This window comes from Pseudanabaena sp. CCNP1317 (assembly GCF_034931345.1).
GTDB classification, from domain to species: Bacteria; Cyanobacteriota; Cyanobacteriia; order Pseudanabaenales; family Pseudanabaenaceae; genus Pseudanabaena; species Pseudanabaena galeata.
Window position 1 is genome coordinate 38,981 of the sequence record NZ_JAYGIF010000014.1, and the last position, 23,558, is coordinate 62,538.

Genomic DNA, 23,558 nt, shown 5'->3' on the forward strand with positions numbered 1-23,558 from the left:
GGTTCCTTATTCAATGGCGAAACCCCAATCATGACAACGGTTGCTTACCTTGGTCCCGCAGGTACATATTCAGAAATGGCAGCTTTGCAATATTTACAGCTTAGCCATCCAGACTTAGAGCATGATCCTTCGCGGATGTGTCCTTACCCCACGATTCCCCAAGCGATTAATGCTGCCGAGCAGGGTCATGTGGATGTGGCTGTTGTCCCTGTTGAAAACTCAATTCAGGGGGGGGTAACCATGACCCTCGATAGCCTCTGGCAATCGGAGTCATTGCAAATCCAACAGGCGATCGTTATGCCGATCGCCCATGCTTTGATTACTCGCGCCCAAAATTTTGACGATATTAAAGTTGTCTATTCCCATCCTCAAGGTTTAGCGCAATGTCAGCAATGGCTGGATCATCATTTACCCACGGTGCAGCAAATTGCTAGTGACTCTACAACCGATGGCTTGCATATTGTGGCTAAAGATGTGACCGTGGCGGCGATCGCCTCACAACGAGCCGCCGAAATTTACGATTTACCAATTCTGCAATATCCAATTAACGATCAACCTGATAACTGCACTCGTTTTTTAGTACTCGGACGCACTTCACCCACTACTAGAGGCACACATTCTTCCCTTGCCTTTAGCCTGAAACGGAATATGCCAGGAGCCTTAGTCAAACCTTTATCAGTATTCGCTGATCGCCAAATTAACATGAGTCGGATTGAGTCACGCCCGACCAAGCGATCGCTGGGCGAATATATTTTCTTCATCGATATTGAAGCCCCCATTGATGATCCTAACTTCAGTGAAGCTCTACAAGAACTGCAAGCCGTCACTGAAAATCTTAAAATTCTTGGTAGTTATGCAATTACCTAGCTATCAAATCCGAACCAAGAATTTTTGTAAAAGTGTTGCTTCACAACACTTTTACAAAAATTCTTGGTTATAAAAAAGGAGGCGCAAAGCGCCTCCTTTTTTAGATTTTAGATTGGGCAAGACGCTTGTTCCGCATCAGCACATTTTTACCTTCATTAGTTTGCTCGATCACCAATAGAGGTGTTGGTTTCGCCGTTTGATCCCAACTAATTACCGCTAGCCGTCCCTGAATCGTAGGTTGCCAATTCCGATTTGCATCTGAGGCAACTACAAAACTTTCTAGCCCAGTCGCCAAATCCTTGAGAATGCTCTGCGAACCATGGGTGGGGATTTTCGCTAGCTTGACATGGATACGAAAGAGGGTGCGAATTTGTGAATCATCATGATGCTCAGGCTGATAAGACACATCAAAAGTTACATCGATCTTGCGAACCGTGCCACTGTCTTCCTCGGTTGGCATTAGTGCAGGTGCAACTTTTTGGCGGAGGTTAACCTTTATTTGCGCCAAGATAATTTCACAAAAATGGGGTTCCTCCATCCTCATGCTGAGATAATCCAGATTGAACTCACGGGAATGAATCAAATCAGGATTGCGTTCATGCTCATCAATTGTATGCAGAGCTAGTTTGAGCTTTTTGGCAAGTTCATGGGTTTTCAGTCTCTCGATCTTTAGTTGTTGGCGTTTTTTTTGTAATTGCCAATAATGATAGGCAGTTGCGCCGATCGCTCCCCATAGTAAGACTAGAAGTAGGCTCACGCCGACTGTGTTTTGCAGAGGTAGAGTGGACTGCTCAAGCGCCCCAAGAAAACCTTCGCGATCACTAGGTTTCACAGTCGTTACAATCTTTGATGCGTACAACATAACAATGCACCAATTACTTAAGTAGAAATTCTTTAAATTATCATTTGTCTTATGACGCACCTAGCAATACATAAGTAACGATTATCAACATAACTTTACTGCATTCCCCTTCACTGACTATTCCCACAGTAGGTACAAAAGTTAATCATTAACTAAACCCTAAATATCAACACAGCGAGAACATGAAGGTTTTACTTGATAAAACCTTCATGTTCTCGCTGTGTTGATACTATTTTATATGGCTGTCGCCAGTCTTGTTAAGATACAAACCCAAGAAGCGAGTGGCGGCGCGATGCGCCGCCACTCGCTTCTTGGGTTTTAATTTGTCCTAATACAAATGGCGACAGCTATAAATTAATCCGAAAGTTTAGAAATTCGATGTAAATCTGATTAATTTCTAGCAATCATAATAGGTGTAGCCAGTTAGCCAGTTACCACTACGGCACACAACTCTGGGACTAGTGAATAGGGTTTTAACAACCTCATTCGCTAGTTGTCTGTTAGCCTCTGCTTGGCGTTCACGTTGTTCTTGTTGCCGAGCAAGATAGGCTTTCTTCTCCTCTGGAGTAAGACTTTCCAAATATTGTCTTTCCTTTTCTTCCGCCATTCTCCGCTTTTCTGCGGCTTCAGCCTTAGCCAACTCACGTTGTTCTTGCCGTTTTTGGGCTGCTTCTTGGTTTCTCTGCCTTTGAAGTTCACGGGCTTGCTTGCGTTCCTCTGCGGCGCGTGCGCGTTCTGCTTGCTGTTGCTGACGTTCTGCTGCTCTGATGATGGAGTTGAGAGTATTAGCGACTACATCACGTCGAGAATTAAATTCATTGAGAATGGATTTGTCAAAGTTAGTGGAACTGTTAAATTCGGACTCAGAGACAGTAAGAGATCGACTAGAAGTTTGATTAAGAGCAAAACTGGGAGATATGCTTAGAAAAGAGACAAGTGAGAGACTTACAAAACTACTGACTGACTTCATGTAGATGTACTCCGTAATTATGGAATATTTGATTGAATAGATATAGTCAAAGCCAATGAAGCTTATTTAGCTTAATATTGTTTTTATGGTAAGTCAATAATTTTTTTTGGAATATTTAAGGTGTCAGTAGACCACAAAAATAAAAATACTAGATATAGAATAAAAAAATTATTAAATTAACTAGCTAATCTACTTTTGTCAGATTGGCAATTTTCCATTTGCCATTTTCAAAACTTAGGGTGCAAACATAGCGCCCCCTTGATGGTTGCGACTGACTGCGATCAATTTTGCCATTGACATATAGGGTGGGACTTTCAAAAATTTCTACGGTCACATTGGCTTGATTATCCTGAATTCCAAATGCTCCAACCCGACTCACCGTAAATTCACCATAGCGATAAAAAGCATTATTCTGCTCTAACCAGTCGATCGCCCCTTTGCGTTTTTCATAGGCTTCCCCTGTAGTTAGTTCAGCCAGCAACTTACGGTCAAAGGGTGGGGCAAACATTTGATTTTTGCTCGCTACCAAATTATTTACGATATCTACCGCATCAGTCTCAGACAAAGGTGTAATTGGGATTTGGGGAGAAGTAGTTGGTGTCGGACTAGGTGCTCCTGTGGGGGCAGAAGTTGCGATAGCTGTAGGTTCGATAGATGCGGATGGACTAGGACTAGCTACGGGAGTTTTGCTAGGACTTTGGGTAATGGCAGCTTTAGTAGGAGTGGAGTTATTGGCGGTATTTGTGGCGGTATTGGATGAACGTGTCGCCATCAAAGCGCCGATCGCGATCGCGAAGGCAAAGGCTCCGCCCCAGACAACAATCCATAAACCTTTATTACTCCCATTACCACCATTATGATCAGCTTGAATTGGAGCGTGAACCTGTACAGTCTGCTGAGGCAATGGTTCATGAGATGGCTCGCGATTTATGGGTGTAGGTGTTTGAGTAGCTGGTGGTAATGGTTGGATTGGTGGTTGTTGAATCAGTGGCGGCGCGATCGCTGGCGTATATGCTTCTGTCGGTGGGACTGTGGGAGTTACTTGGGGTAAGACTTCCGTATGCAAATTATGATTGTTGTTTTGATTGTTATTGAGACCCACAATCGTTGACTGAAGCCCATTAGCGGAGTTACTTACTGGTTGAGTTGGCAAGTTGCGATCGCTTAAATTTACCAAAACTTTACGAATTTCTAAAGCTGATTCATAGCGATCTTTGTAGTGATAGCGCGTCATCTTGGCTAATACATCGACTAAGCTCGACTTGTTTGGTACAAGATGCTGCCAGATTAACTCTCCCGTTTGATAATCCTCTTGCAATTCACGGGGCGGTAAACCTGTCAGAGCTTGAATGCCGATCATTCCAAGCGCATACAAATCACTGTTATGGCGGGGTTTACCTTGAGCTTGCTCACTAGGCATATATCCCAAAGTCCCGATCGCTACGGTGGCGATCGTGGCTCCCTCTTGATTTAGCTGATTTTGAACCTGTTTGATCGCCCCAAAATCGATTAATACTAATTTGCCATCGGATTTACGGCGAATAATGTTATCTGGCTTAATATCCCGATGAATTACGCCGTGACTATGGGTATATTCCAAAATGCTTAATAAATCATCAAGGATCTGCATAACTAAGGTTTCACTGAGCCGATAGCCGCGTACCAACTCTAGTTCTAGCGATCGCCCCTCGATAAACTCTTCTACCAAATAAAATTCCCCAGCCTGCTCAAAATAAGCCAGCAAACGAGGAATGCGATCGTGACTACCTAACTGAGCAAGGGTTTGCGCTTCACTGGTGAACAAGCGACTCGCCACCTTTAAATATTCGCGATCGCTACTAGCAGGTTTGAGATGTTTGACCACACAAAGCGGCTCATTCGGGATGCGCGTATCATGGGCTAAATAAGTATGGCCAAACCCACCCTCACCCAACTTACTAGCAATGCGGTAGCGTCCATCAAGTAATTGACCAATCATCCGATTACACCATTCTTGTCACAAATATATAGCGATCGCCTTACAAGTAAAACACAAAACCCAAATATGGGAAGTGACACAAAGCGTCACTTCCCATATTTTAGGTTTCACTTACTAAATAAATGAAGGAGGCGCTTCGCGCCTCCTTCATTTATTTGGGTTTTGATAATGTCGATGCTCATGCTTTAGGATTAAACGATTTAACGACACCTTGGTTTATGATGGATAAGCTGTAAGCCCTAATACCTAAAATTAAAGTGCTAATGTCAAAAAATGACATAGTGCAGAATGGACATATAGCTTTTAGAGATAGTTTCGTAGACAAGGACTAGTAAACTGCTAGCCGAACCAGTTGTTTTGATGATTTATGGCTAGATACACTCAACATTTCTTAGTTGAAATCGCTCCCGAAAACCTACATTCAACGATTATCAAAACGTTGGAGTCTTGTAGCTTGGTAATTACCTATGAAACTGATGACTATGTGATTGCCCAAGAAATCGAGACTAATGCGTCATTCGCCAAAATGGTTACGGTAGAGGTCTTGATCCATCGTTCTGAGATTGAGGGCAATCAGGCAAAATTGACTAGCGTTACCAAAAATGCCGAACTGCCACTGCGGATTAATAATTACTGTCATGGAATCTCTGATCGTGTTTCTAAAGCATTCTGTGACAGTCCAGAATGGAAGCTATTAGAAGTTACATCAGGATATTAGACAGTATTAATGGGAATAAATGGCAAATTACTATCGTGTACTCGCCGAAAATCGGCAAGCTAGATTTAATTACGAAATTCTCGAAACCCATGAAACAGGGATCGAGCTACTTGGCACGGAAGTTAAATCAATTAAAGGAGGGAAAGCAAATCTCCGCGATGCCTATGGCATTGTGCGGAAGGGGCAGATCATGCTGCTAAATATGTATATTGCTCCACACCATACGACCAGTGTGTATTTTAACCATGAGCCAACCCGCACTCGTCGCTTGCTGTTACATAAAGATGAAATCCGCAAGTTGATCGTGGCTGTGCAGCAAAAGGGTTTGACGCTAGTACCACTCAAGGTCTATCAAAAAGATGGATGGATTAAGGTTGATTTAGCCTTAGTCCGCCAAAAGAAACTCCACGACAAGCGCGATGACATGAAAAAACGCGATGACAAACGTGAAATTGAACGCACCATGAAAAATCGTTAAAATTTAAAAATATTCGTTTATTTGTGCTGATTTGTAAATTAGCGATTGTTCACAAAACCTGTGGTAGTTTAAAAAATATACTGTAGGCTTGTTCACCCAAATCAAGTTGATATATTGCATCTCTAAAAATTAAAAAGTTATTATGTTTGCGCCATCTCAATTTGCTATCAATCTTAGTGAAGAATTTCCGAACTTAACCAATTCACCTATTCTTGAGGCTGTAATTCATTGGGAAGCTCATGCTAATAAGCCGTTAGAGCAAATATCATTAAAGGATAAGCTAACCAATCGATTGCCTGAATACCCCATTATTCAGCCTCAATATGGCATAGAAGTTAAAATAGAAGGCACACCTGATGATAGATCTCAATTTTCACAGCATACACAATGGAATGGCTTTAGGCTTGAAGATAACCCTAAAAATTATGTAGCTCAATTTACCCATACTGGAATTGCTTTTAGTAGAGTTCAATCCTATGAAAGTTGGGAAAATTTTAAGACCGAAGCCTTGCGGGTTTGGGATGTTTTTGTGGAGTTAGCAGAGCCACCAGCAATCCGCCGATTAGGAGTCCGATTCATTAACCGAATTCTTTTAAAACAAGATGAGTCAATCTCAACCTATCTTATAAGCGAACCATATAGACTTTCTGGGCTAGAGATATCTCCAAAGTCATTTTTTTATCAAGACACTTACCAAGTGAGTGATTATCCTTATCAAATCAACTTAGTTCGTACTATCCAGCCCGATCAATCTGGATCAGGACGTGAGAAAGCGTTAATTGTAGATATTGATGTCTTTACAAATGAAGTTTCTAGTATTCGAGAGAATTTAAACCAACAACTTGCTGAAATGCGTTGGCTTAAGAATAAAATATTTTTCAGTAATATAACTGAAACCGCCTTAAATAATTTTGGGAGTTAAATTATGGTCACAGCTATACGAGGAAATACAGAAACTGCTGATTATATTGATGCAACTACCCATAAGCAAAAAGGGTACTTTGATCAGTCTGTGATTTTGGGTAAGCAATCAGCTTATAACGAGCTATTTGCTTTTTGGCAAGAATGCAAATTCCCAAATTGGGATGGTTATAATGCCTTTGCTGTTCAAGAAGAAACTGTAATTAAGACATACTGGTTTATTGAGGCACTACCACTAGGTTACCCTTTACCCTCAGTTGGGGCTGAACCAGATGGTCATTTAACTCTAGAGTGGTACAGTAATCCGCGCTGGATACTGTCAGTTAGCATTAGCCCTGAAGGTCTGTTGTATTACGCTGCTCTTTTTGGTACTAGAGATGAGCAAGGATCAGATCATTTTTGGGGAGAAATACCTCAGCCTATCTTGGAATTGATCAAGGAAGTTAAAGGAATAACGGTTTAAAAAGCATGATCGATGCTAATCATGTACCTGACGTGAGTGATGATGAAATCTTAGCTCGATATGCAATGCAAAGTAGCCACTTTCGACGTAGCGATCAAACTGCTAAGCCTGAATTGTTTATGCCACACCCTCATCAGGAATTATCGTTAACCCGATACCTTGATGCAACCATTGAAGAAGTATTGGCAGTAGGGGAGGAAATAGCTAAAAATCAAAATCCAAGTCGAACTCTTTATGGCAGGGCTGACATTCAGGTAATTAGATGCAAAGTTGCCTCACTGCGAGTAGTCAAAGACCCAACACCAACAAATCCCAATCATGCCAATATTAAAGGGTTTCCTCTTGAGAAACCAGAGCAGAAGGTGATCGCCCTGAAATTAGCTGCTGATGCCAAATTTTATCTAATCTAATAATGTGCTTTTAATGAGATGCTATCATTTCCAATTCGTAGAGACTTGCATACACACCTTGTTGGGTTATTAGTTGATCGTGAGTGCCAGACTCAATGACTTCGCCTTGCTTGAGAACGAGAATGCGATCGACGTTGCGAATTGTCGATAAGCGGTGAGCAATGATGATCGTGGTGCGATCAATCAACAATCGATCTAAGGCTTGTTGAATCAAAAACTCGGTGCTGACATCAAGACTAGCTGTTGCTTCATCTAAAATTAAAATTCTGGGATCGCGAATTGCGGCTCTGGCAAAGGCTAGTAACTGCTTTTGTCCACCCGAAAGATTTGTACCGCGCTCACGGACTTGAGTTGCGTAGGCTTCAGGTAATTCTTGGATAAAGCGATCGACATTCATCAACTCGGCGGCTTCAACTACTTGCTCGATCGCATAGTCTTCACCGAGCGTAATGTTGTCTTTAATATCCCCCGAAAACAAAAAAGCATCCTGCAAAATTACGCCCACACATCGACGTAACTCTGCTTGGGTAATTTCGCGAATATCGATACCATCAATTAAAATTCTGCCTTTGGTTGGCTCGTATAGACGAGATAACAGTCGGATGATCGAGCTTTTACCCGCTCCCGTGGGGCCAACAAGGGCAATTTTTTCACCTGCTTTCAGGGTGAAGTTCACATCCTTGAGGACATACTCATTGGGTTTGTAGCCGAACCACACATGATCAAAGCAAATTTCGCCAGTGCCATCAAGGGGTAGCCTTTTGGGAGATTCAGGATCGCGAATTTCGATGGGTTCTTGCAGGATGGCATTGATCCGTTCAACCGCCGTAAATCCTGCTTGAATCGTGGTGAATTTTTCCGCGAGTTGACGAATTGGGTCAAACAGGCGCTGTGAAAATAACACGAAAGCTGAAAGTTCACCGAAGGTTAGATTCTTTTGGACAATTTGTCCTCCGCCTAGCCACAGTACGCCAGCGATCGCCACGAGCGCGATCCATTCCAGCGTCGCCGAAACCGCAGAATCATGGAAAACTGTGCGATTTACTTCATCTACATACTGCTTATTGACTTTGAGATGTTGGGCGGAGTTAAACTTTTCGCGGCGAAATAACTGAACGATATTTGCGCCAATAATATTTTCTTGCAGAATTGAGTTTAGTTCTGACAGGCGATCGCGTGCTTTGAAATTTGCTTTGCGATATTCATGCTGGAAATAGACGATTAATGCAGTCACGGGTAGCACCATGATCACTAGCATCAGAGCTAAGTCCCAGCGCAGCAAAAACATGAAAATAGCGATTGTCCCGATCGCTGCAAAGTCGCTCAATACACCTACAGCACCAGTAGCGAATACATCACCTAATGCCTCAACATCACTAGTTAAGCGGGTGATGAGTTTGCCAACGGGCGTGCGATCAAAAAAACTAGTTGATAAAGAGGTGACGTGACGGAATAAATCAGCGCGAATATCTGCGGTGATTTTTTGTCCGACCTCTTGCACCAAGTAGCCCTGCCAAGACTGAAACGCAAGGCGCACTGCGATCGTCAATAGTATGACTAGGCAAATCCACCGCAAACCAAACAAATCGCCGTTTTTAATTGGCCCATCAATGCCTTGCTGTACCAAAATTGGCTGAACAGCACTAGCGATCGAAAGAGGTACAAGTAAAAGCAGCGATATGACAAGCTGTTTAGAATTTTGCTTTGCGTAAGGCAATAAACTCAACATCAATCGCCAGTCATTACTTTTGCGAGTTGAAGATTGAGATTTGGCAGAGCTAGCTTTGGGGGTATTGATCACTATTCGAGATCCCTGTTCCCTGGGTTGCGAGATGGATCGCTATTGAGGAAGCCAAACACAAACAAACTGATAAAGAATATGACAGTGATGTAGACCACTATTTTTAAAGTGAGCATAAATAAATAATCTCCGTATAAATATCTAAGAATTTATCCTATGTTAAATCTTATAGGAAAAGATGGGGATTCCTTATAATTCCTTAAGATTGGGTGTTAGCTTTTAAGTATAAATACTTAAATTAAAAAATTAAAGACAACTGCCGATCAAAGGAGCTACAAGAAAAAAAAAATAGTTAGCTAGTACAAACCAAAACCCATGATGCGCGGCGCTTTGCGCCGCGCATCATGGGTTTTATATCCTAAGCAAAACTTGCTTTGCTATACAATCGAATTTTTAGAAGATGAGAAGAAAATCCTTACTGGGTTTGGTTTTTAATTTAACGTCAGTTCGACAAAAGCAAAAAATGGTAAGAATCGCTAAGCGATTCTTACCATTTTTTGCCATTAGCGTCGTGCTTTGCACGACGCTAATGGCTATATCGAACTCACGTTAATTAACGTCAGTTCGATGAATTTTGATGGCTGTAGTCCTTGCCTAATAAAGATTACAAGGAATCGTGTTGTATAAAAGTGTTCAAACCTGTTGAGAATGGAGTCAATAAATCACAGATTTGCAGTCTATTGACTTTATTTTCAATAATAATTTGGATTTGCTTGTATGCTTAGATCCCAAGACTATTGATTTATAAAGATTATGAGGTCTAAAGTTAGAAAGAGGGCTTGGAGACCAAGCCCCTACATTTACACATATGTAGGGGCTTGGTCTCCAAGCCCCAATCTCAGCTTTTGTCGAACTCACGTTAATTAGCGATGATTACAGTTTATTGAGGCTTTAATTCGTACAGAAATATTTTTAAAAGCGTTGCTTCACGCCGCTTTTAAAAATATTTCTGGATCTTAAGTCAGCGCAAAGCGCTGTACCTTGTAACGACAATTCAGCAATTGCCACTACATTGATTTCTTTAAGGTAACTTTAATTGCTGTGTAGGTGTAAAAAACTGGCGAGTAACGAGATTAGTTAATAACAATGCTGTAATTAAATTAGCTGTGGTAATTGCAAATAAAATTACTAATTGATAGCGTACTGCTAATAGCGGTGATACTCCTCCTAAAATTTGTCCAGTCATCATCCCCGGCAGTGATACCACCCCTGCCACCATCATCACGTTAATTGTGGGAATCATCGCCGCTCTGATTGCATCAGATTGGTAGTTAGAGATCGCCTGTTTTGGTGTTGCGCCCAGACATAAATGGGTTTCGATTTCCCGCGATCGCTTGACTAAATCTTGGGTAAATCGCTCGGCGGCGATCGCTGCACCATTCATTGAGTTTCCCAAAATCATTCCTGCTAGAGGAATTAAGTATTGTGGTGAGTACCAAGTATCAGGCTGTACGACTAAAAATGTGGTGTAACCAAGAATTGCTAACGTGCCAACGATTACCGAGATCCACATGATCGGCAGGACATAGGGAACTTTTTCGCGCACGCGATTTTTGGCTTCGCGGGCTGCCATGATGCTCATCAAGAAAATGATGAATAGGATTACAACTGGCTGTTTGATTTCAAATACAGCATCTAGCAAAAATCCCACTACGATTAGTTGAATAATGCTGCGAAAGGTGGCGATGATTAAATTCTTAGCGATCGCTAATTTTTGCCAAACCGATAAACTAATGGCGATCGCCACCATTCCGAGGGCGATCGCCATTTTGGGGATATTGAGATCGATTACAGCATTCATAGATAAATCACGATCAAAGCCCTAAGCGCTTAGAAAATCAGGAGCTATGCTAAGCATAGCTCCTGATTTTCTAAGATTGCAATGCTGCTAGTGTTTCTGAAGTCAGGACTCCATCAACAGGTAATCCATACAATGCTTGAGCCTGTTTAATTGCGGCAGTAGTCTTTGAGCCTTGAATGCCATCAATCGCGCCATCGTACAGACCTAGCTGGCTTAAAAGGGTTTGACCTTTTTTAATGGAATTGTCGGTGACTTTGCTCGTATTTTCTTGACTAGTAGCCTCCTTATAACTAATGGCGACAGTGTTACCAGATTCCAGCGCAGCCATGGTTAGAGAACCCGCAACACCATCAGCAACTAAGCCATAGGTTTTTTGAGCGAGAATAATTGCTTCTTGAGTCATTGGACCATTAATACCATCGATCGCGCCGCCATAAAAACCGCGATCACTGAGCAATTGTTGCAAGTTTTTGATTGAGTCTGTTTTAGTACTAGCGACGTTGCTCTTCGGGACATAATTACTACCAGATTCCAGAGCAGCAATAGTTAGAGAACCCGCAACACCATCAGCAACTAAGCCATAGGTTTTTTGAGCGAGAATAATTGCTTCTTGAGTCATTGGACCATTAATACCATCGATCGCGCCGCCATAAAAACCGCGATCGCTGAGCAATTGTTGCAAGTTTTTGATTGAGTCTGTTTTGTTGTCGCTATTAACAATAGAAGTGACCTTGACAGGTTTAGCTTCGAGGGAAACATTCGCTTCATATGAGTCTGCTTCCAACGCGGCAATTGTTTGCGCTCCAATCACACCATCAGCATTTAACTTGTAAAAAGTTTGCGCGGCTATAATCGCCTCTGTGGTCGCCGCACCCTTAACACCATCGATCGCCCCAGGATTAAAGCCACGTCTCGCTAATAATTGCTGGATGCTGACAATTTCAGGACTGTAGGCAAAAGCCGCAATGGGCATAGCATTGAAGGCGATCGCTCCAGCCGCTAGACCAACACACAAGACTGATTTAGTATGGTGTGAAGATTTGGCGATCGAGTTTAGTAGCTGGCAATCTAAATTCTGATCAAGTGATTCGCCCTGCTGTAGGCGTTCACTAAGCATTTCACTATGGAGATATGCAACAAGTTCCATATAATTTAGCCTCTATAAAAAATGCCATTAAGCTCATTAATCAGCCCTTTTAAATTCGTCAAACAATCTGATTTCGATGGATTTCTGCAACTTATATTCCGTAATGCAAGATATAAGTAGCTAGGCATAAGTAAACTAAAAATCTAGAAAGCTGTACCACCCGCGTAGCGGGCGGGATAGCTTCTGTTTGTAAGTTTTAATTATGGTGAGCTACTTACAAGATATAAATTGCAGCTTTAAAAGAGCCTATATATTTATTGTATGGAAAAAAACAGTAAATGTCATGAATTGCTTGTTTTTGTCAGTAAGTCTCATTATTACAGCAATTGCTAAGCAAACGAGTCACCAGAGCAAAAATGAAAGCGATGTTTTACAACGCTTTCATTTTTGCTCTGGGTTAGGGTATGAACACAAAGCGCTATAGCGCTCATACATATTTCTGAATCAGTTCTGTTAGGACACTTAGTCTCACAGGTTTACTGAGGTACTCATTAGCTCCAGCTTTTAAGCAACGCTCATGATCATAACTCTCACCTTGAGCCAAGCTTGGTTGCGATCAACGAGATCTAGCACAGCCGTGAGATCTGATTGAGGATGGCTTGGATATTGTGCAAGTGCAGCCAAAGACTGCACAAAATTATGCATGGGAATTGTAAATACCCCCGAAATTGAAAAGGTATGTTGACCGCATTGAGCAGCAAACCCTGTGCTTTGTTCATTTTGCTGAAGTAGTAATCGCCCAATTTTTAAGTGAAACTTTGACTTATCATGCTCAGCAATCAGATTATATGCAGCTTGTTGAACGCGATCATGCAGAAATCGATAATGGAGGATTTCGGTCGGTTCCAGTTATTGTGCTTCTGACTCTCCCAATCCACCTAAATAGAACTTATAAAGAATGCTTTGAGGGAGAATCAATCCATCCTGCAAAGCTTGCCATCTGGAAAGGGCTTCTGGATAGAGGAACGTTTCAAAATGAAGATGGGCAAGATCAAGGATGTGAACCTGATTTAGGGGTTTTTAATGTTTGGTGGAGTTCAAAATGGATACATCTAACTTATGATGGTTGTGGCAATCTTGCACCTAGTTTTCGAGATTGGTTACAGAACTATGTAGAGGAATTGGAGCATAGCTTACTCAAGCCCGATTTGTGATGCTCCTGATAATGCTTCAGGCTTCCTAATTTCGCCTACTACATTAATTCTAGGGAGACGATGCTTAAACCCACAGAGAACTTCCCAAGAAATTGTGCCTAATAAATTAGCCCAATCATCAGCAGTATTCTCTGAAGCTCCACCTAGAAATGTCACTACATCACCAACATGAACATTTGAGACATGCGTAACATCGATCGCACATTGATCCATCGTAATTGTGCCGATCTGAGAAACTTTTTGACCATTCACGGATACACGAATGCGATTGGATAGACCGCGTGGAATGCCATCAGCATAGCCGATCGCCACAGTTGCCATCGTCATATCCTGCGACGCTATAAACGATCGCCCATAGCTCACACTTGTACCTGCTTTGATTTCTTTGACTTGAGTAATCCGCGCTTTGACCGTGAGGGCAGGACGGAGATCGACAATATTTTTGAGATGGGGCGCAGGATAAAGCCCGTAAAGCCCTAATCCTGTTCGCACAATATCGAAATGAATTTGGCGATCGCACAACATCGCGGCTGTGTTACAAATGTGAATACGTGGCGGATAAAGCCCTTCAGCTTTAAGTGCAGCAATTACCTGCTTAAACCTTTGAGTTTGCAATTCCATGAAAGTGCGATCGCAATCATCGGCAGTAGCAAAGTGCGAGTAAACACTGATAATTTCTAAATTCGGCAAATGCTGCACCAGTTGCACAAAGGCGATCGCCTCTTGCCAATTTACGCCCAGTCGCGACATGCCTGTATCAATTTTGAGATGGACAGGAACCTGCTCGCCAATTTGCGAAAGAACATCGTGGTAGATCAATGCTTGCTTAGGATTACAAATTGTTGGTTGTAAGCGATATTCAGCGATCGCCTTGATTTCATCAACCCCATTTGTTGCCCCTAAAACCACAATCGGAACTGTGATTCCCGCACAACGTAACTGAATGCCTTCAGGAATTGTGGCAACCCCTAACCATGTCGCTCCCGCCTCGATCGCCGTTTGACTGACATCGATCGCCCCATGCCCGTAGGCATCAGCTTTGACGATCGCCATTAACTCAGTAGGCGCAGTTAGCAAAGACTTTAATTGATGCACATTATGCTTAATTGCTGAGAGATCGACTTCCACCCATGCTCGATGGTTTTGCTTGAGCATTACAGCGCACTCCTCATAGGGTAATTGGGTTTACAACGCTTATACTCCCTTTCCAGTCTAAAAATTGACATTAAAGCCCAAGAATTAGTGGTGCGGCGCTAAGCGCCGCACCACTAATTCTTGGGTTGGAAGGGCTTAACATTGCAAACCTCATAATTATTTTTGCTTACAAAACGTTATATTAACGTGAGTTCGACGAAAGCGAAAAATGGTAAGAATCGCTAAGCGATTCTTACCATTTTTCGCCATTTGCGTTGTGTTCAGCACGCCGCAAATGGCTATATTGAACTCACGTTATATTAATTTGATTCGGCAAAAATACGCTTGCTTTTCTAGAGAGATCTAGCTCAAACTCAAAATGGCTTTAAAAAGCTGCCTTTATTCTCAGGATCGAAACTAAATCTAGTTTTACCGCGTCTTGCTCAAGACCAGCATCGCCAAAACTAGACTTACAATGAGAATTGCGATCAGTATTTTTACTTAGTTTAATTATCGATACTTATGCGACTCATGAAACTCCTAACAAGATTTAAGCCTCAAAATTGGCAAGAAAATAATTTTAGGCATAATCTTAAACATAGCTTTAGGCAAATGTGGCGATCGCGCAAACGTTTTTTGTCATTTCTTTTTGTCGTAACTTTTGCAACTACGTTATTTCTGCACAGTTTCTTGCCTAGCTTTTGGGGCAGTTATCCTGCGATCGCTCAAGTAAGTACGCTTAATCAGGCTTCAAATAGACCTGTGGCTGCCCCAGCAGCACCTGTCAGACGGCAAGAGGAAATTCGGGGCGTGTGGTTGACTAGCAATGACTTCTCTATGTTTAGCAATCGTCAAAGATTAGGTGAGGGACTACAACAACTTAAGAAACTTAATTTCAATACAATTTACCCCGTAGTTTGGAACTCAGGCTATGTCATGTTTCCTAGCGAAGTCGCCCAACGTGAAGGGATTCAACCATTTATCTATAGAGGCTCTGAGGGACAAGACATCGTTGCTGACATCATCGACCAAGGACATCGGCACAATATGTTAGTGATGCCTTGGTTTGAGTTTGGGTTTATGGCTCCGCAAATGTCTGAGCTAGCAGCCAAGCACCCCAATTGGCTCACCCAACAACGCAATGGTAAGAAAACATCAATTACAGCCGCAGGGGAAGTTGCATGGCTTAATCCTTTTCATCCTGAAGTGCAGCAGTTTTTGACTGACCTTATATTAGAAGCTGTCTCTAAGTATGACTTAGACGGCGTTCAGTTTGACGATCACACCAGTCTTCCCAAAACCTTTGGCTACGATCGCTATACTCTCAATCTTTATCGTCAAGAAACTAAAAAAGAGGCTCCCGCCGATGTCAACAATCCTGATTGGGTACGCTGGCGAGCTAACAAGATTACGGCTTTTATGGCTGGACTAAGTAAAGCCGTGAAGCAAAGAAAGCCCAATGTAATTTTTTCAGTATCTCCCAATTATCATGACTTTGCCTATAGGCAACAGTTACAAGACTGGCTAAGCTGGGTGCGTCAAGGCTTTGTTGATGAATTGTTAGTGCAGGTATACCGCGAAGATCTAGATTCTTTTCTGTCTCAAATTAGTCGTCCTGAAATTGTGGAAGTACAAGGTAAAATTTCCACAGCGATCGCCATTCTATCGGGACTCCGCAATAGTAATGTGCCGATGTCTAGGGTCTATTCTCAAGCTGTAAATGCTAGAAATCGTGGTTTAGGGGTTTCTTTCTTTTATTACAGGAGTTTATGGGGCTATGGACCAGAACCTGTTGCCGATCGCCAAAGGGATTTTCAATATCTATTCCGCAGTCCTGCGCCAAGGGTTGCCCATAGAAATTGATAATTTACCAGCGATCGCTATTAAGCTTGCCAAATACTGAGAATTGCGGCAGCGATTTTCTTGAAGAGAATGAGCGATCGCGTAAATCCTGATTAGAAAAATCTAGCGGCTGGGTCATAAGTTAAAGATATTTGCCCAAAATCAAAGCATCAGCAAACATCTAAAATATTAATGGTAAATCTCAAAAGCAGCAAAGTTATATTTAAAGTTACGATTTAAATGCTTGCCATTACTTGATTCATCGATAGCGAAATACTGGGGAAAATGTCAGAGGCAATGCGATCGGCTTCTCTATACACTTTCTCAATATAACTTCCATTTACCAAAGTTAAAACCGAAAACGTTCCCACCAAAAAATCAACAATCCAATATTCAGGAATCCCAAATTGTGCATATTCCTTCCGCTTCTCGACGGTATCTACTGAGCGACAAGTTGGGCTGACAATCTCAATTACCAACAAACATGGCTCATGCAAAATATCTGGCTGGTTTCCTAAGCTTTTCTTCTGAGCAAGCGTCATCACTAAAACATCAGGACGACGTGTTCTTTTACCATTGAATATTTCAGTGCTATTGACACGCACACAGTATGGATGATTGGAGTGACTTATTTCTGATTGCAAAAAGAAAGCAAAAAACATCATCAAATCATTATGAAATACCGTTGCTGGAGTCATTTCAACCAATTCTCCATCGTTAAATTCATAACGGCGATCGCTGCCATCTTCATAGGTTAGATATTCCTCAAATGTCATTTTTTTCGCAGAGGTGACGGTCATAGCTTTCCATCCTTGCTTTTGGTTTGTGAGTATTAAAGCGATCGCCTTCCTAGACTCTAAATTATATCTGATTTCTGAAAATTCGCACCAACAAGATCTCGTCCCTTAAACGAGCGATTTCGCAAATCTTGCTTAGAAAAATCTAGCGGCTGGGTCATAAGTTAAAGATATTTGCCCAAAATCAAAGCATCGACAAACATCTAAAATATTAATGGTAAATCTCAAAATCAGCAAAGTTATTACATTTTTGCTAGATTTCTCTGAAGATGACTTTAGACGATGATTAATATGTTGAGAAGACTAAAATATAGGCATTAACATACTTGACGCACCAAATCTCTAAAATCCCCTCTAACTCCCCCTTGGGAATCGGGAGAAGTCTAAGTTCTCCCTTCCCAATGGGAGACTGAGGGGGATATCTTGGGATAATTCCCAAAGAAAAGAGTGGCGGCGCTTTGCGCCGCCACTCTTTTCTTTGGGAACTATTTCAAATTTTGGGAAATAGAAGCTAGAGTCGTAGAAAGCGTTGTGAATGCTTGGTTTGTTGATAAGGCATTGAGGGATGCTAAAGCATTTTCTGCGGCAACAGGATCTGACCCATTGGCAATATTGGCTAGTTCATTCACAATCTGGTTAAAAGATTCAATTGCAAGAAATAGCTTCTGAAGATCAACAGTTTGAGCTTGTCCCGATTCTCCATTAAAATTAGCAGGAATCAGTCCAGTAAGAGCCTCAATTAACGCTAATGCAGGTGAACCTGTTCCCACATTAATTCCTAAACTTGCAAAACTAGCACTTAAAGCGTTTTGTGCGACCTGCACATCAGTACTACTGCCATTACCATTGTTCAATAGCAAAACAATGTTGCTAATATCTGCATCAGTGTTCGCAGAATTTAATAATATAGCGATCGCATTGCTGATATCGAGGCTTAACAAATTGCTTTGGGCTTTAGGCGGGATATTTAGCAAAATAGGACTACTGGAGGCTTGGCTTCCTGCTTGGATTGCGAATGACCCTGCAAAAACAGGTAATGTCCCTGTAAAACAGAAGCTAGAAGCGAGAATTGACAAAATTATTTTTTTCATAGAAGTTTGGCAGCTAGGTGGTTTTGGAGCGATCGCAACTTAATACCAAAGCTAAAAATGGCTACGCCATTTTTAGCTTTGAAAACTCTTAAGGGGTTTGGTTTTTAATTCATAAAAGTGTTGTTCTACTTGTGTGAATTGGTATTATCCGATGAGTTAACCTTTCCCAAAGGTTAACTCAAACTTACCTACGTCCAGAGTAGTTAAATCCGTAGCTGATACCAAAGATAACCTGAGTTCCAGCATTACTATTGTTAGTGACATCAGAATAGGTCAGGGTAAGGTTTAAAGGGAAAGTGACATCTGGTAAAAAGCCTAAACCAAAGTTCAGCCCTTGCCCAGACCATGCGGTACTTACACCCCACTGAGGATCAAACTGATAGCCAACATTAGCAAAAACGCCGACCCCATCATTGCTAGTGGACTTGCGATAAATACCTCCACCCACACCAATAGTAGCGACTAAAGGCTTAGGACTTTCAGCATTTGTGGGATCGGTTAATTGGGAAATAGTAGCGGCTCCATATACCGATGAAGGCGTGCCACCTGAATTTGTCCCATAGTTGGCGAAGTTTGTCCAACCAACGGCAACGGCTGCTTGAGTGGTGGAATCTTGAAAGATAGAACGATGCACTTTAAGATCAAAGGAGCCGTTAGACCCAAAGTTCCGAATGCTATTAATATTGAAAACACCCTCTACCGCAAGATACTGATTAGCATCTCCCAATCCAGTGCCGACAGAGACGCTGCCATCAACTGTGTCTCTTAGTCTGCCAGCCGTTGCACCTAAAACACTGATAAAAGCATCACCTGTCTGAAGCCCAAAGGCAACGGGAGTACCAGCATTCAACGAAGGAGTGTAGATTTGTCTGAATACGTTCGGAGATGGAGGTTGAATTGGACGAATGAGTAGTTGTTGCCGAATAATGTCTGGAGAGTTAGATGTTGCATTTCCTGTTTGGGCAATATCTGTACTGGCTCGGGCAATTTCTACAAGATTAACATCAGGATTAGTGGCGATTGAGATAGAAGAACTGCGATTAAATGATGGTGGGATAGCCACAACATCGATCCGAGGTTTTAGATCCTTAGCAGTATCAGGTAACTTGTTTTGGAGAACTGGCGCTTTTGTTACTCCCTTTTTAGGGGTTTGCTTGGCTGTTTTAGCGTTTCTTGTAACGTTCTTAGAAGTCTTCTTAGGCGTTGTAGCGTTGGTTACTTTGCCTTTAACAACTTGAGAATTGGTTACTTTAACGTTCTTAGCAACTTTCGCCTGTGCAGAGAGTGCATTGATTGGTACAAGCGCCATAAATCCCCAGACTGCACCTGCGGACACCAGCATTAATTTATTGATCATAGAGCTTCCCTTTTGCATTTTGTATATTCCTCACCCACAAGCTAACTTCGCTGTATTAGCAGAAATCGTGCAATCCTATGCTTATTAGGCTTATATAGTCGGAACAGCAGAGAAGCGATCGCTTCTCTTTCAAACAACACAAAAATGCAATACTCTTTTAAGATCTTCGCACGATTTCTCTGATGCTGAAGGCTTTAGATTGTACATTATTATGCCATGAATAATCAGGTTTCGTCCGAATTTTCAGCAATTCTCATTATCAAAAGCGTTTTTTTACAAGCCCGCCTTTGGCGGGCTTGTAAAAAAACGCTTTTGATGTTTCCAGTGTCTTCGGCGCTGGAAACATCAAAAGCAGTTTCATAATGAGAATTGCTGCCGAATTTTACTAAGCAATAACCCTTGAAATCTAATAATCGGTTTACAAAACTATTACGGGCGAACTTAAACGCTGTTTTAAAATCGCAGCCTGAGATATTACCCAAAAATGCAAGTCTTTTGGTGGCGGTTTCTGGTGGACAGGATTCGCTATGTTTAGCCAAGCTTTTACAGTTGCAACAGCCGAAGTTTAACTGGAATTTAACGATCGCCCATTGCGATCATCAGTGGCGTAGTGACTCAGTTGCAAATGCTGAGCATGTTGAGCGTATTGCAAAAGAATGGGGAATTGACTTTTGCCTAAGAACAGCCGCAAGCTTGCTCACCAGTGAAGCCGATGCTCGAAAATGGCGCTATGCCATGCTGGTGGAGATGGCGAATATTCGCAAATGTACTCATGTAATTACAGGACATACTCGTAGCGATCGCGTTGAGACATTGCTGTATAACTTGATGCGTGGGAGTGGAGCCGATGGCTTAGCTTCCTTGACTTGGATGCGATCGCTTACTGATGAAATTAAGTTGGTGCGCCCTTTGCTCAATGTCAGTCGTCATGAAACCTTAGGATTTTGCCAAGAGCAGCAAATTCCGATTTGGGAAGATAGTACCAATCAAAATTTGGACTATCGCCGTAATCGTTTACGTTTAGAAACAATTCCCTATTTGCAAAAGCATTTTAATCCGCAGTTAGAAATGGCGATCGCGCAGACTTCAGAGCTTTTGCATGGTGATGTCATCTATTTGGAGGAGCAAGCGAGGAGTTTTTTTGTAGATAACATGACGGTGATTTGGGATGATCATGCGCCTCGTTTGCATCGTCAACGCTTACAAGAACAGCCTTTAGCTTTGCAAAGAAGGATTGTGAGACAGTTTTTGTCAAGGTATTTGGTGCATCAGGTGAATTTTGAGGATATTGAGCGTTTTTTAGATTTGTTGACGGCTCAAAATCGATCGCAGAGCGCACCGTTTAAAGGCAATATTTCCGCTTTTGTGGAACATCCTTGGATTGTTCTGCATAAAAAGTCGGAATCACGGATTTGACGGATGACGCAGATTCCACAGATTTTTTGGAGTTTAGAGTTTAGTGCTTTGCGCTGAACTCTAAACTCTAAAAATCTGTGGAATCCGTTAATCAGTTTAATCTGTGATCATTATTTCCCGCCGAGGGCAATCAAAGCAAAGAAACTACCGCTATTCCAGAGGCAATGCATTAGCATCGAAGAGAGTAAATTCTTTGATCGCCAATAGACAAAGCCCATCACCATTCCTAAAATGCTAAGGGGAATGATATCTGCGACATTTAAATGGGCGAGAGCAAAGAAAAATCCACTAAGAGCGATCGCTCCCCAAACTGGTAAAAACTTGGTCAATGAAGGTAATAGAAATCCACGAAATAGGTATTCCTCAAAGAAGGGTGCAGCGATCGCGAGGGTTGTCCAGAGTAGAAACTTGGGCAGATCATTTTGGCTCTCGGTCAAGATTGGTAATAAAGGATTGCCGCCGCCTTGTCCTTGTAGGAATTTTTGGCTAATTACAGAAATGATCAGCACTAAGGGAACTGCGGCAAAATATCCACCAATTCCCCATGCTACCCATTGCGGTGGTGTAATCTTGATGCGAAACCAGCCTTCGGGTAAAGGACGGTAGGCGGCAAGGCTAGCCTGTAAAATTGGCAGCATCGGAATAACGGAGAGCGTATAGGGAATTAAGACCAGTAATGCTTGAATGGTGAAATCTTCACTGGCTCTTGATTGAAGACCGAGGAACTCGAAAATCAAGGGCAACACTAACTGAGTCATCAAGCAAAATGCAGTAAACCATAGCACCATTACTTCCCAAGTTGTGTCAATTCCCCAAGGCACTTGCCAATTTATTTGATTGGAATTTTGATCTAGGTCACTTTTGCGATGGAATGGAGAAGACTTACGGAAGAAAATCCATTGCACTAGTAAGCCTAACCACACTAAGATCCCCACACTGCCACCGATGAGGGGAATAGAGTTAACGATTAATAATCGATTAACTGCTAAGTTGACTTCTATTTGGGCTTGCTGTTCGAGTTCAGGTAATTTCTCATCTCTTTGTTGAGCTTGATAGAGTTTAGTCAATGCAACCTTGCGATACCAGCCATCAAGGGTGCGTCGAATCTGAGTTTCAGCATTAGGAAATAACATCGTTGGTTCTGACCATAGCCCTTTGAGAATCTGGGCAGTTAATCCATAGCTACTCATGGATTCTCCCTCTAATGCTGCCACATCTTCCCATGTGGCGATCGCCCCTTGAATATCCCCAGTCTGAATTTGCAGAATCCCTGTGCGAATACTGATTTCACTGACGCTAGCTAGTTTCTTTTGCTGTTGTTTCGAGATAGCCGTTGGATCATAGCCGCCTGAATCTGGAGCTAGCGATAGGCGATCGAGGCGAGTTAGTGTGGATTTACTGGCTTTAAGAACTTCTTGATAACTGCTGAGCGACTGCTTATAAATGTCTTGAGGTTTACTTTCACCGATCAAGACTTGGAAGATATTATCTTTTTGGGAATGATCTTGAGCATTCTCTGTGTTTTGATCTTGAATTTGTGTGGCTTGCAAAATCAAATCAGTTTGGAGCAAATCTAATTTTGTCTGCTCCTGCGGATTATTCCAGCTTGCCTGTAAAGTGAAAACAATAAATAAAACAGACAATAAGCTGAGAATACTTAATAGTAATGACTTAGCATTCAAAGATTTTTCATGCAGAGGCTTAGAATCCATTCTTGTAGTTCAGGCGATAGGGCATTGCAAAGCAGCGATTATCCTATCATTTTGACCCTGTAAATCGCAAACCGACGATACCTAGCACAATGAGGCTGATGCAGATAAATTTTGATAAATCGCGGGATTCACCGAGAAATATAGAACCAAAGATCGCTGTTCCCACTACGCCGATCCCTGTCCAAACCGTATAACCTGTAGCAATTGGCAGTGTTTTTACGGCTTGAGCTAACAGGATAAAGCTAGCGGTGATCGATGAAAGGGTGAGGATGGTCGGCAATGGTTTTGTAAGACCTTCGGTGTATTTTAAGCTACTTGCCCAGACAACTTCCAATAGTCCTGCAATTATTAAATTAATCCAATCCATGGTGTATTCCTTAATTGATTTGTATAGCTGTCGCCTTTCTTGAAACCCAAATAGTGTGAGGCGGCGCTTCGCGCCGCCTCACACTATTTGGGTTTTGATTTGTCCTGATACAGGTGGCGATAGCTGTAAATAAAAAACAAAAACTTGTAGATACTGTCTTGAGTACCAAAAAGTCAAGAGGGAATTTTAACAAAATTAGGATCGAAAGAACGCTGAGACTTGAGAACACCAAAGACCTGTCGTAACAGCTTGTGCATTACAGCACCAATGAC

General features: G+C 42.0%; 22 protein-coding genes and 1 pseudogene. 9 read left to right on the forward strand and 14 right to left on the reverse strand.

The features are described from left to right. Positions 1 to 30 precede the first annotated feature (30 nt). On the forward strand, positions 31 to 867 hold the full coding sequence (gene pheA, locus VB775_RS07050) for a prephenate dehydratase (protein WP_281006381.1): 837 nt from the start codon (positions 31 to 33) through the stop codon (positions 865 to 867). 100 nt (positions 868 to 967) lie between these two features. Here pheA and VB775_RS07055 read toward each other — a convergent pair whose 3' ends face one another. The 3 genes from VB775_RS07055 to VB775_RS07065 all read right to left on the reverse strand — a co-directional run bounded on the left by VB775_RS07055 (position 968) and on the right by VB775_RS07065 (position 4,677). Continuing rightward, complete coding sequence (locus VB775_RS07055; RefSeq protein WP_281006382.1) at positions 968 to 1,729, reverse strand: hypothetical protein; 762 nt, start codon at positions 1,727 to 1,729, stop codon at positions 968 to 970. A 397-nt stretch (positions 1,730 to 2,126) separates the two neighbouring features. Then, the gene (locus VB775_RS07060) at positions 2,127 to 2,699 is read right to left on the reverse strand and encodes a hypothetical protein (RefSeq protein WP_281006383.1); all 573 of its coding nucleotides are present in this window, start codon (positions 2,697 to 2,699) and stop codon (positions 2,127 to 2,129) included. A 184-nt stretch (positions 2,700 to 2,883) separates the two neighbouring features. Then, positions 2,884 to 4,677 (reverse strand): protein kinase domain-containing protein, encoded by a 1,794-nt coding sequence (locus tag VB775_RS07065; RefSeq protein ID WP_281006384.1) that lies wholly within the window; start codon positions 4,675 to 4,677, stop codon positions 2,884 to 2,886. A gap of 367 nt (positions 4,678 to 5,044) precedes the next feature. On the opposite strand from VB775_RS07065, the gene VB775_RS07070 reads away from it, so the two are divergent. The 5 genes from VB775_RS07070 (at position 5,045) to VB775_RS07090 (ending at position 7,667) form a co-directional block, all read left to right on the forward strand. Then, complete coding sequence (locus tag VB775_RS07070) at positions 5,045 to 5,395, forward strand: hypothetical protein (protein WP_094534637.1); 351 nt, start codon at positions 5,045 to 5,047, stop codon at positions 5,393 to 5,395. A 19-nt stretch (positions 5,396 to 5,414) separates the two neighbouring features. Beyond that, positions 5,415 to 5,873, forward strand: coding sequence for an SsrA-binding protein SmpB (smpB, locus tag VB775_RS07075; RefSeq protein ID WP_281006385.1), 459 nt, complete (start codon positions 5,415 to 5,417; stop codon positions 5,871 to 5,873). A gap of 142 nt (positions 5,874 to 6,015) precedes the next feature. Next, complete coding sequence (locus VB775_RS07080) at positions 6,016 to 6,795, forward strand: TIGR04255 family protein (RefSeq protein ID WP_281006386.1); 780 nt, start codon at positions 6,016 to 6,018, stop codon at positions 6,793 to 6,795. A gap of 3 nt (positions 6,796 to 6,798) precedes the next feature. After that, positions 6,799 to 7,257 (forward strand): hypothetical protein, encoded by a 459-nt coding sequence (locus VB775_RS07085; RefSeq protein WP_281006387.1) that lies wholly within the window; start codon positions 6,799 to 6,801, stop codon positions 7,255 to 7,257. A gap of 5 nt (positions 7,258 to 7,262) precedes the next feature. Next, a complete protein-coding gene (locus VB775_RS07090) occupies positions 7,263 to 7,667 on the forward strand; it encodes a hypothetical protein (protein WP_281006388.1) in 405 nt (134 codons plus the stop codon). 10 nt (positions 7,668 to 7,677) lie between these two features. Here the strand turns inward: VB775_RS07090 and VB775_RS07095 are convergent, their stop codons facing one another. The 5 genes from VB775_RS07095 to VB775_RS07115 form a co-directional block, all read right to left on the reverse strand. Next, entirely contained in the window at positions 7,678 to 9,396 is a 1,719-nt protein-coding gene (locus VB775_RS07095; RefSeq protein ID WP_281009431.1) for an ABC transporter ATP-binding protein, read from the reverse strand. A 71-nt stretch (positions 9,397 to 9,467) separates the two neighbouring features. Further along, positions 9,468 to 9,584, reverse strand: coding sequence for a photosystem II reaction center protein I (locus VB775_RS07100; RefSeq protein WP_071590106.1), 117 nt, complete (start codon positions 9,582 to 9,584; stop codon positions 9,468 to 9,470). Between the two features lie 905 nt (positions 9,585 to 10,489). Continuing rightward, entirely contained in the window at positions 10,490 to 11,269 is a 780-nt protein-coding gene (locus tag VB775_RS07105; RefSeq protein ID WP_281006389.1) for an ABC transporter permease, read from the reverse strand. Between the two features lie 70 nt (positions 11,270 to 11,339). Beyond that, positions 11,340 to 12,416: a peptidoglycan-binding protein gene (locus tag VB775_RS07110; RefSeq protein WP_281006390.1), complete on the reverse strand. Its 1,077-nt coding sequence runs from the start codon at positions 12,414 to 12,416 to the stop codon at positions 11,340 to 11,342. Positions 12,417 to 12,920: 504 nt separating this feature from the next. Continuing rightward, the gene (locus VB775_RS07115; RefSeq protein WP_323216672.1) at positions 12,921 to 13,049 is read right to left on the reverse strand and encodes a hypothetical protein; all 129 of its coding nucleotides are present in this window, start codon (positions 13,047 to 13,049) and stop codon (positions 12,921 to 12,923) included. A gap of 35 nt (positions 13,050 to 13,084) precedes the next feature. Here VB775_RS07115 and VB775_RS07120 point away from each other — a divergent pair, with 35 nt between their 5' ends. Continuing rightward, complete coding sequence (locus tag VB775_RS07120) at positions 13,085 to 13,570, forward strand: hypothetical protein (RefSeq protein ID WP_281006391.1); 486 nt, start codon at positions 13,085 to 13,087, stop codon at positions 13,568 to 13,570. Here the strand turns inward: VB775_RS07120 and alr are convergent. After that, entirely contained in the window at positions 13,550 to 14,725 is a 1,176-nt protein-coding gene (gene alr, locus VB775_RS07125) for an alanine racemase (RefSeq protein ID WP_281006392.1), read from the reverse strand. The two genes, VB775_RS07120 and alr, sit on opposite strands and share 21 nt — an antisense overlap. A 501-nt stretch (positions 14,726 to 15,226) precedes the next feature. On the opposite strand from alr, the gene VB775_RS07130 reads away from it, so the two are divergent. Further along, positions 15,227 to 16,567: a family 10 glycosylhydrolase gene (locus tag VB775_RS07130; RefSeq protein WP_407072936.1), complete on the forward strand. Its 1,341-nt coding sequence runs from the start codon at positions 15,227 to 15,229 to the stop codon at positions 16,565 to 16,567. A 215-nt stretch (positions 16,568 to 16,782) separates the two neighbouring features. Here VB775_RS07130 and VB775_RS07135 read toward each other — a convergent pair whose 3' ends face one another. The 3 genes from VB775_RS07135 to VB775_RS07145 all read right to left on the reverse strand — a co-directional run bounded on the left by VB775_RS07135 (position 16,783) and on the right by VB775_RS07145 (position 19,791). Continuing rightward, entirely contained in the window at positions 16,783 to 17,346 is a 564-nt protein-coding gene (locus VB775_RS07135; protein WP_281006394.1) for a Uma2 family endonuclease, read from the reverse strand. A 482-nt stretch (positions 17,347 to 17,828) separates the two neighbouring features. Next, complete coding sequence (locus VB775_RS07140; RefSeq protein ID WP_281006395.1) at positions 17,829 to 18,434, reverse strand: hypothetical protein; 606 nt, start codon at positions 18,432 to 18,434, stop codon at positions 17,829 to 17,831. A 184-nt stretch (positions 18,435 to 18,618) separates the two neighbouring features. Then, on the reverse strand, positions 18,619 to 19,791 hold the full coding sequence (locus VB775_RS07145; protein WP_281006396.1) for a hypothetical protein: 1,173 nt from the start codon (positions 19,789 to 19,791) through the stop codon (positions 18,619 to 18,621). 399 nt (positions 19,792 to 20,190) lie between these two features. Here VB775_RS07145 and tilS point away from each other — a divergent pair, with 399 nt between their 5' ends. Further along, positions 20,191 to 21,207 carry a tRNA lysidine(34) synthetase TilS gene (gene tilS, locus VB775_RS07150; protein WP_281006397.1) on the forward strand — a complete coding sequence of 339 codons (1,017 nt, stop codon included), beginning with the start codon at positions 20,191 to 20,193 and terminating at the stop codon, positions 21,205 to 21,207. Between the two features lie 110 nt (positions 21,208 to 21,317). Here the strand turns inward: tilS and VB775_RS07155 are convergent, their stop codons facing one another. Beyond that, the gene (locus VB775_RS07155) at positions 21,318 to 22,919 is read right to left on the reverse strand and encodes a CPBP family intramembrane glutamic endopeptidase (protein WP_281006398.1); all 1,602 of its coding nucleotides are present in this window, start codon (positions 22,917 to 22,919) and stop codon (positions 21,318 to 21,320) included. A gap of 46 nt (positions 22,920 to 22,965) precedes the next feature. Continuing rightward, a pseudogene (locus tag VB775_RS07160) lies at positions 22,966 to 23,304 on the reverse strand (DMT family transporter); the annotation flags it as partial. Positions 23,305 to 23,558 lie beyond the last annotated feature (254 nt).

Coding starts and splice junctions, on each gene's coding strand:
- VB775_RS07100 (WP_071590106.1), bottom strand. CDS start 9,584: ATGCTCACTTTAAAAATAGTGGTCTACATCACTGTCATATTCTTTATC.
- VB775_RS07140 (WP_281006395.1), bottom strand. CDS start 18,434: ATGAAAAAAATAATTTTGTCAATTCTCGCTTCTAGCTTCTGTTTTACA.
- VB775_RS07105 (WP_281006389.1), bottom strand. CDS start 11,269: ATGAATGCTGTAATCGATCTCAATATCCCCAAAATGGCGATCGCCCTC.
- smpB (WP_281006385.1), top strand. CDS start 5,415: ATGGCAAATTACTATCGTGTACTCGCCGAAAATCGGCAAGCTAGATTT.
- VB775_RS07130 (WP_407072936.1), top strand. CDS start 15,227: ATGCGACTCATGAAACTCCTAACAAGATTTAAGCCTCAAAATTGGCAA.
- alr (WP_281006392.1), bottom strand. CDS start 14,725: ATGCTCAAGCAAAACCATCGAGCATGGGTGGAAGTCGATCTCTCAGCA.
- VB775_RS07080 (WP_281006386.1), top strand. CDS start 6,016: ATGTTTGCGCCATCTCAATTTGCTATCAATCTTAGTGAAGAATTTCCG.
- VB775_RS07065 (WP_281006384.1), bottom strand. CDS start 4,677: ATGATTGGTCAATTACTTGATGGACGCTACCGCATTGCTAGTAAGTTG.
- VB775_RS07085 (WP_281006387.1), top strand. CDS start 6,799: ATGGTCACAGCTATACGAGGAAATACAGAAACTGCTGATTATATTGAT.
- VB775_RS07095 (WP_281009431.1), bottom strand. CDS start 9,396: ATGTTGAGTTTATTGCCTTACGCAAAGCAAAATTCTAAACAGCTTGTC.
- VB775_RS07110 (WP_281006390.1), bottom strand. CDS start 12,416: ATGGAACTTGTTGCATATCTCCATAGTGAAATGCTTAGTGAACGCCTA.
- VB775_RS07155 (WP_281006398.1), bottom strand. CDS start 22,919: ATGGATTCTAAGCCTCTGCATGAAAAATCTTTGAATGCTAAGTCATTA.
- VB775_RS07070 (WP_094534637.1), top strand. CDS start 5,045: ATGGCTAGATACACTCAACATTTCTTAGTTGAAATCGCTCCCGAAAAC.
- pheA (WP_281006381.1), top strand. CDS start 31: ATGACAACGGTTGCTTACCTTGGTCCCGCAGGTACATATTCAGAAATG.
- VB775_RS07145 (WP_281006396.1), bottom strand. CDS start 19,791: ATGATCAATAAATTAATGCTGGTGTCCGCAGGTGCAGTCTGGGGATTT.
- VB775_RS07055 (WP_281006382.1), bottom strand. CDS start 1,729: ATGTTGTACGCATCAAAGATTGTAACGACTGTGAAACCTAGTGATCGC.
- VB775_RS07090 (WP_281006388.1), top strand. CDS start 7,263: ATGATCGATGCTAATCATGTACCTGACGTGAGTGATGATGAAATCTTA.
- VB775_RS07060 (WP_281006383.1), bottom strand. CDS start 2,699: ATGAAGTCAGTCAGTAGTTTTGTAAGTCTCTCACTTGTCTCTTTTCTA.
- VB775_RS07135 (WP_281006394.1), bottom strand. CDS start 17,346: ATGACCGTCACCTCTGCGAAAAAAATGACATTTGAGGAATATCTAACC.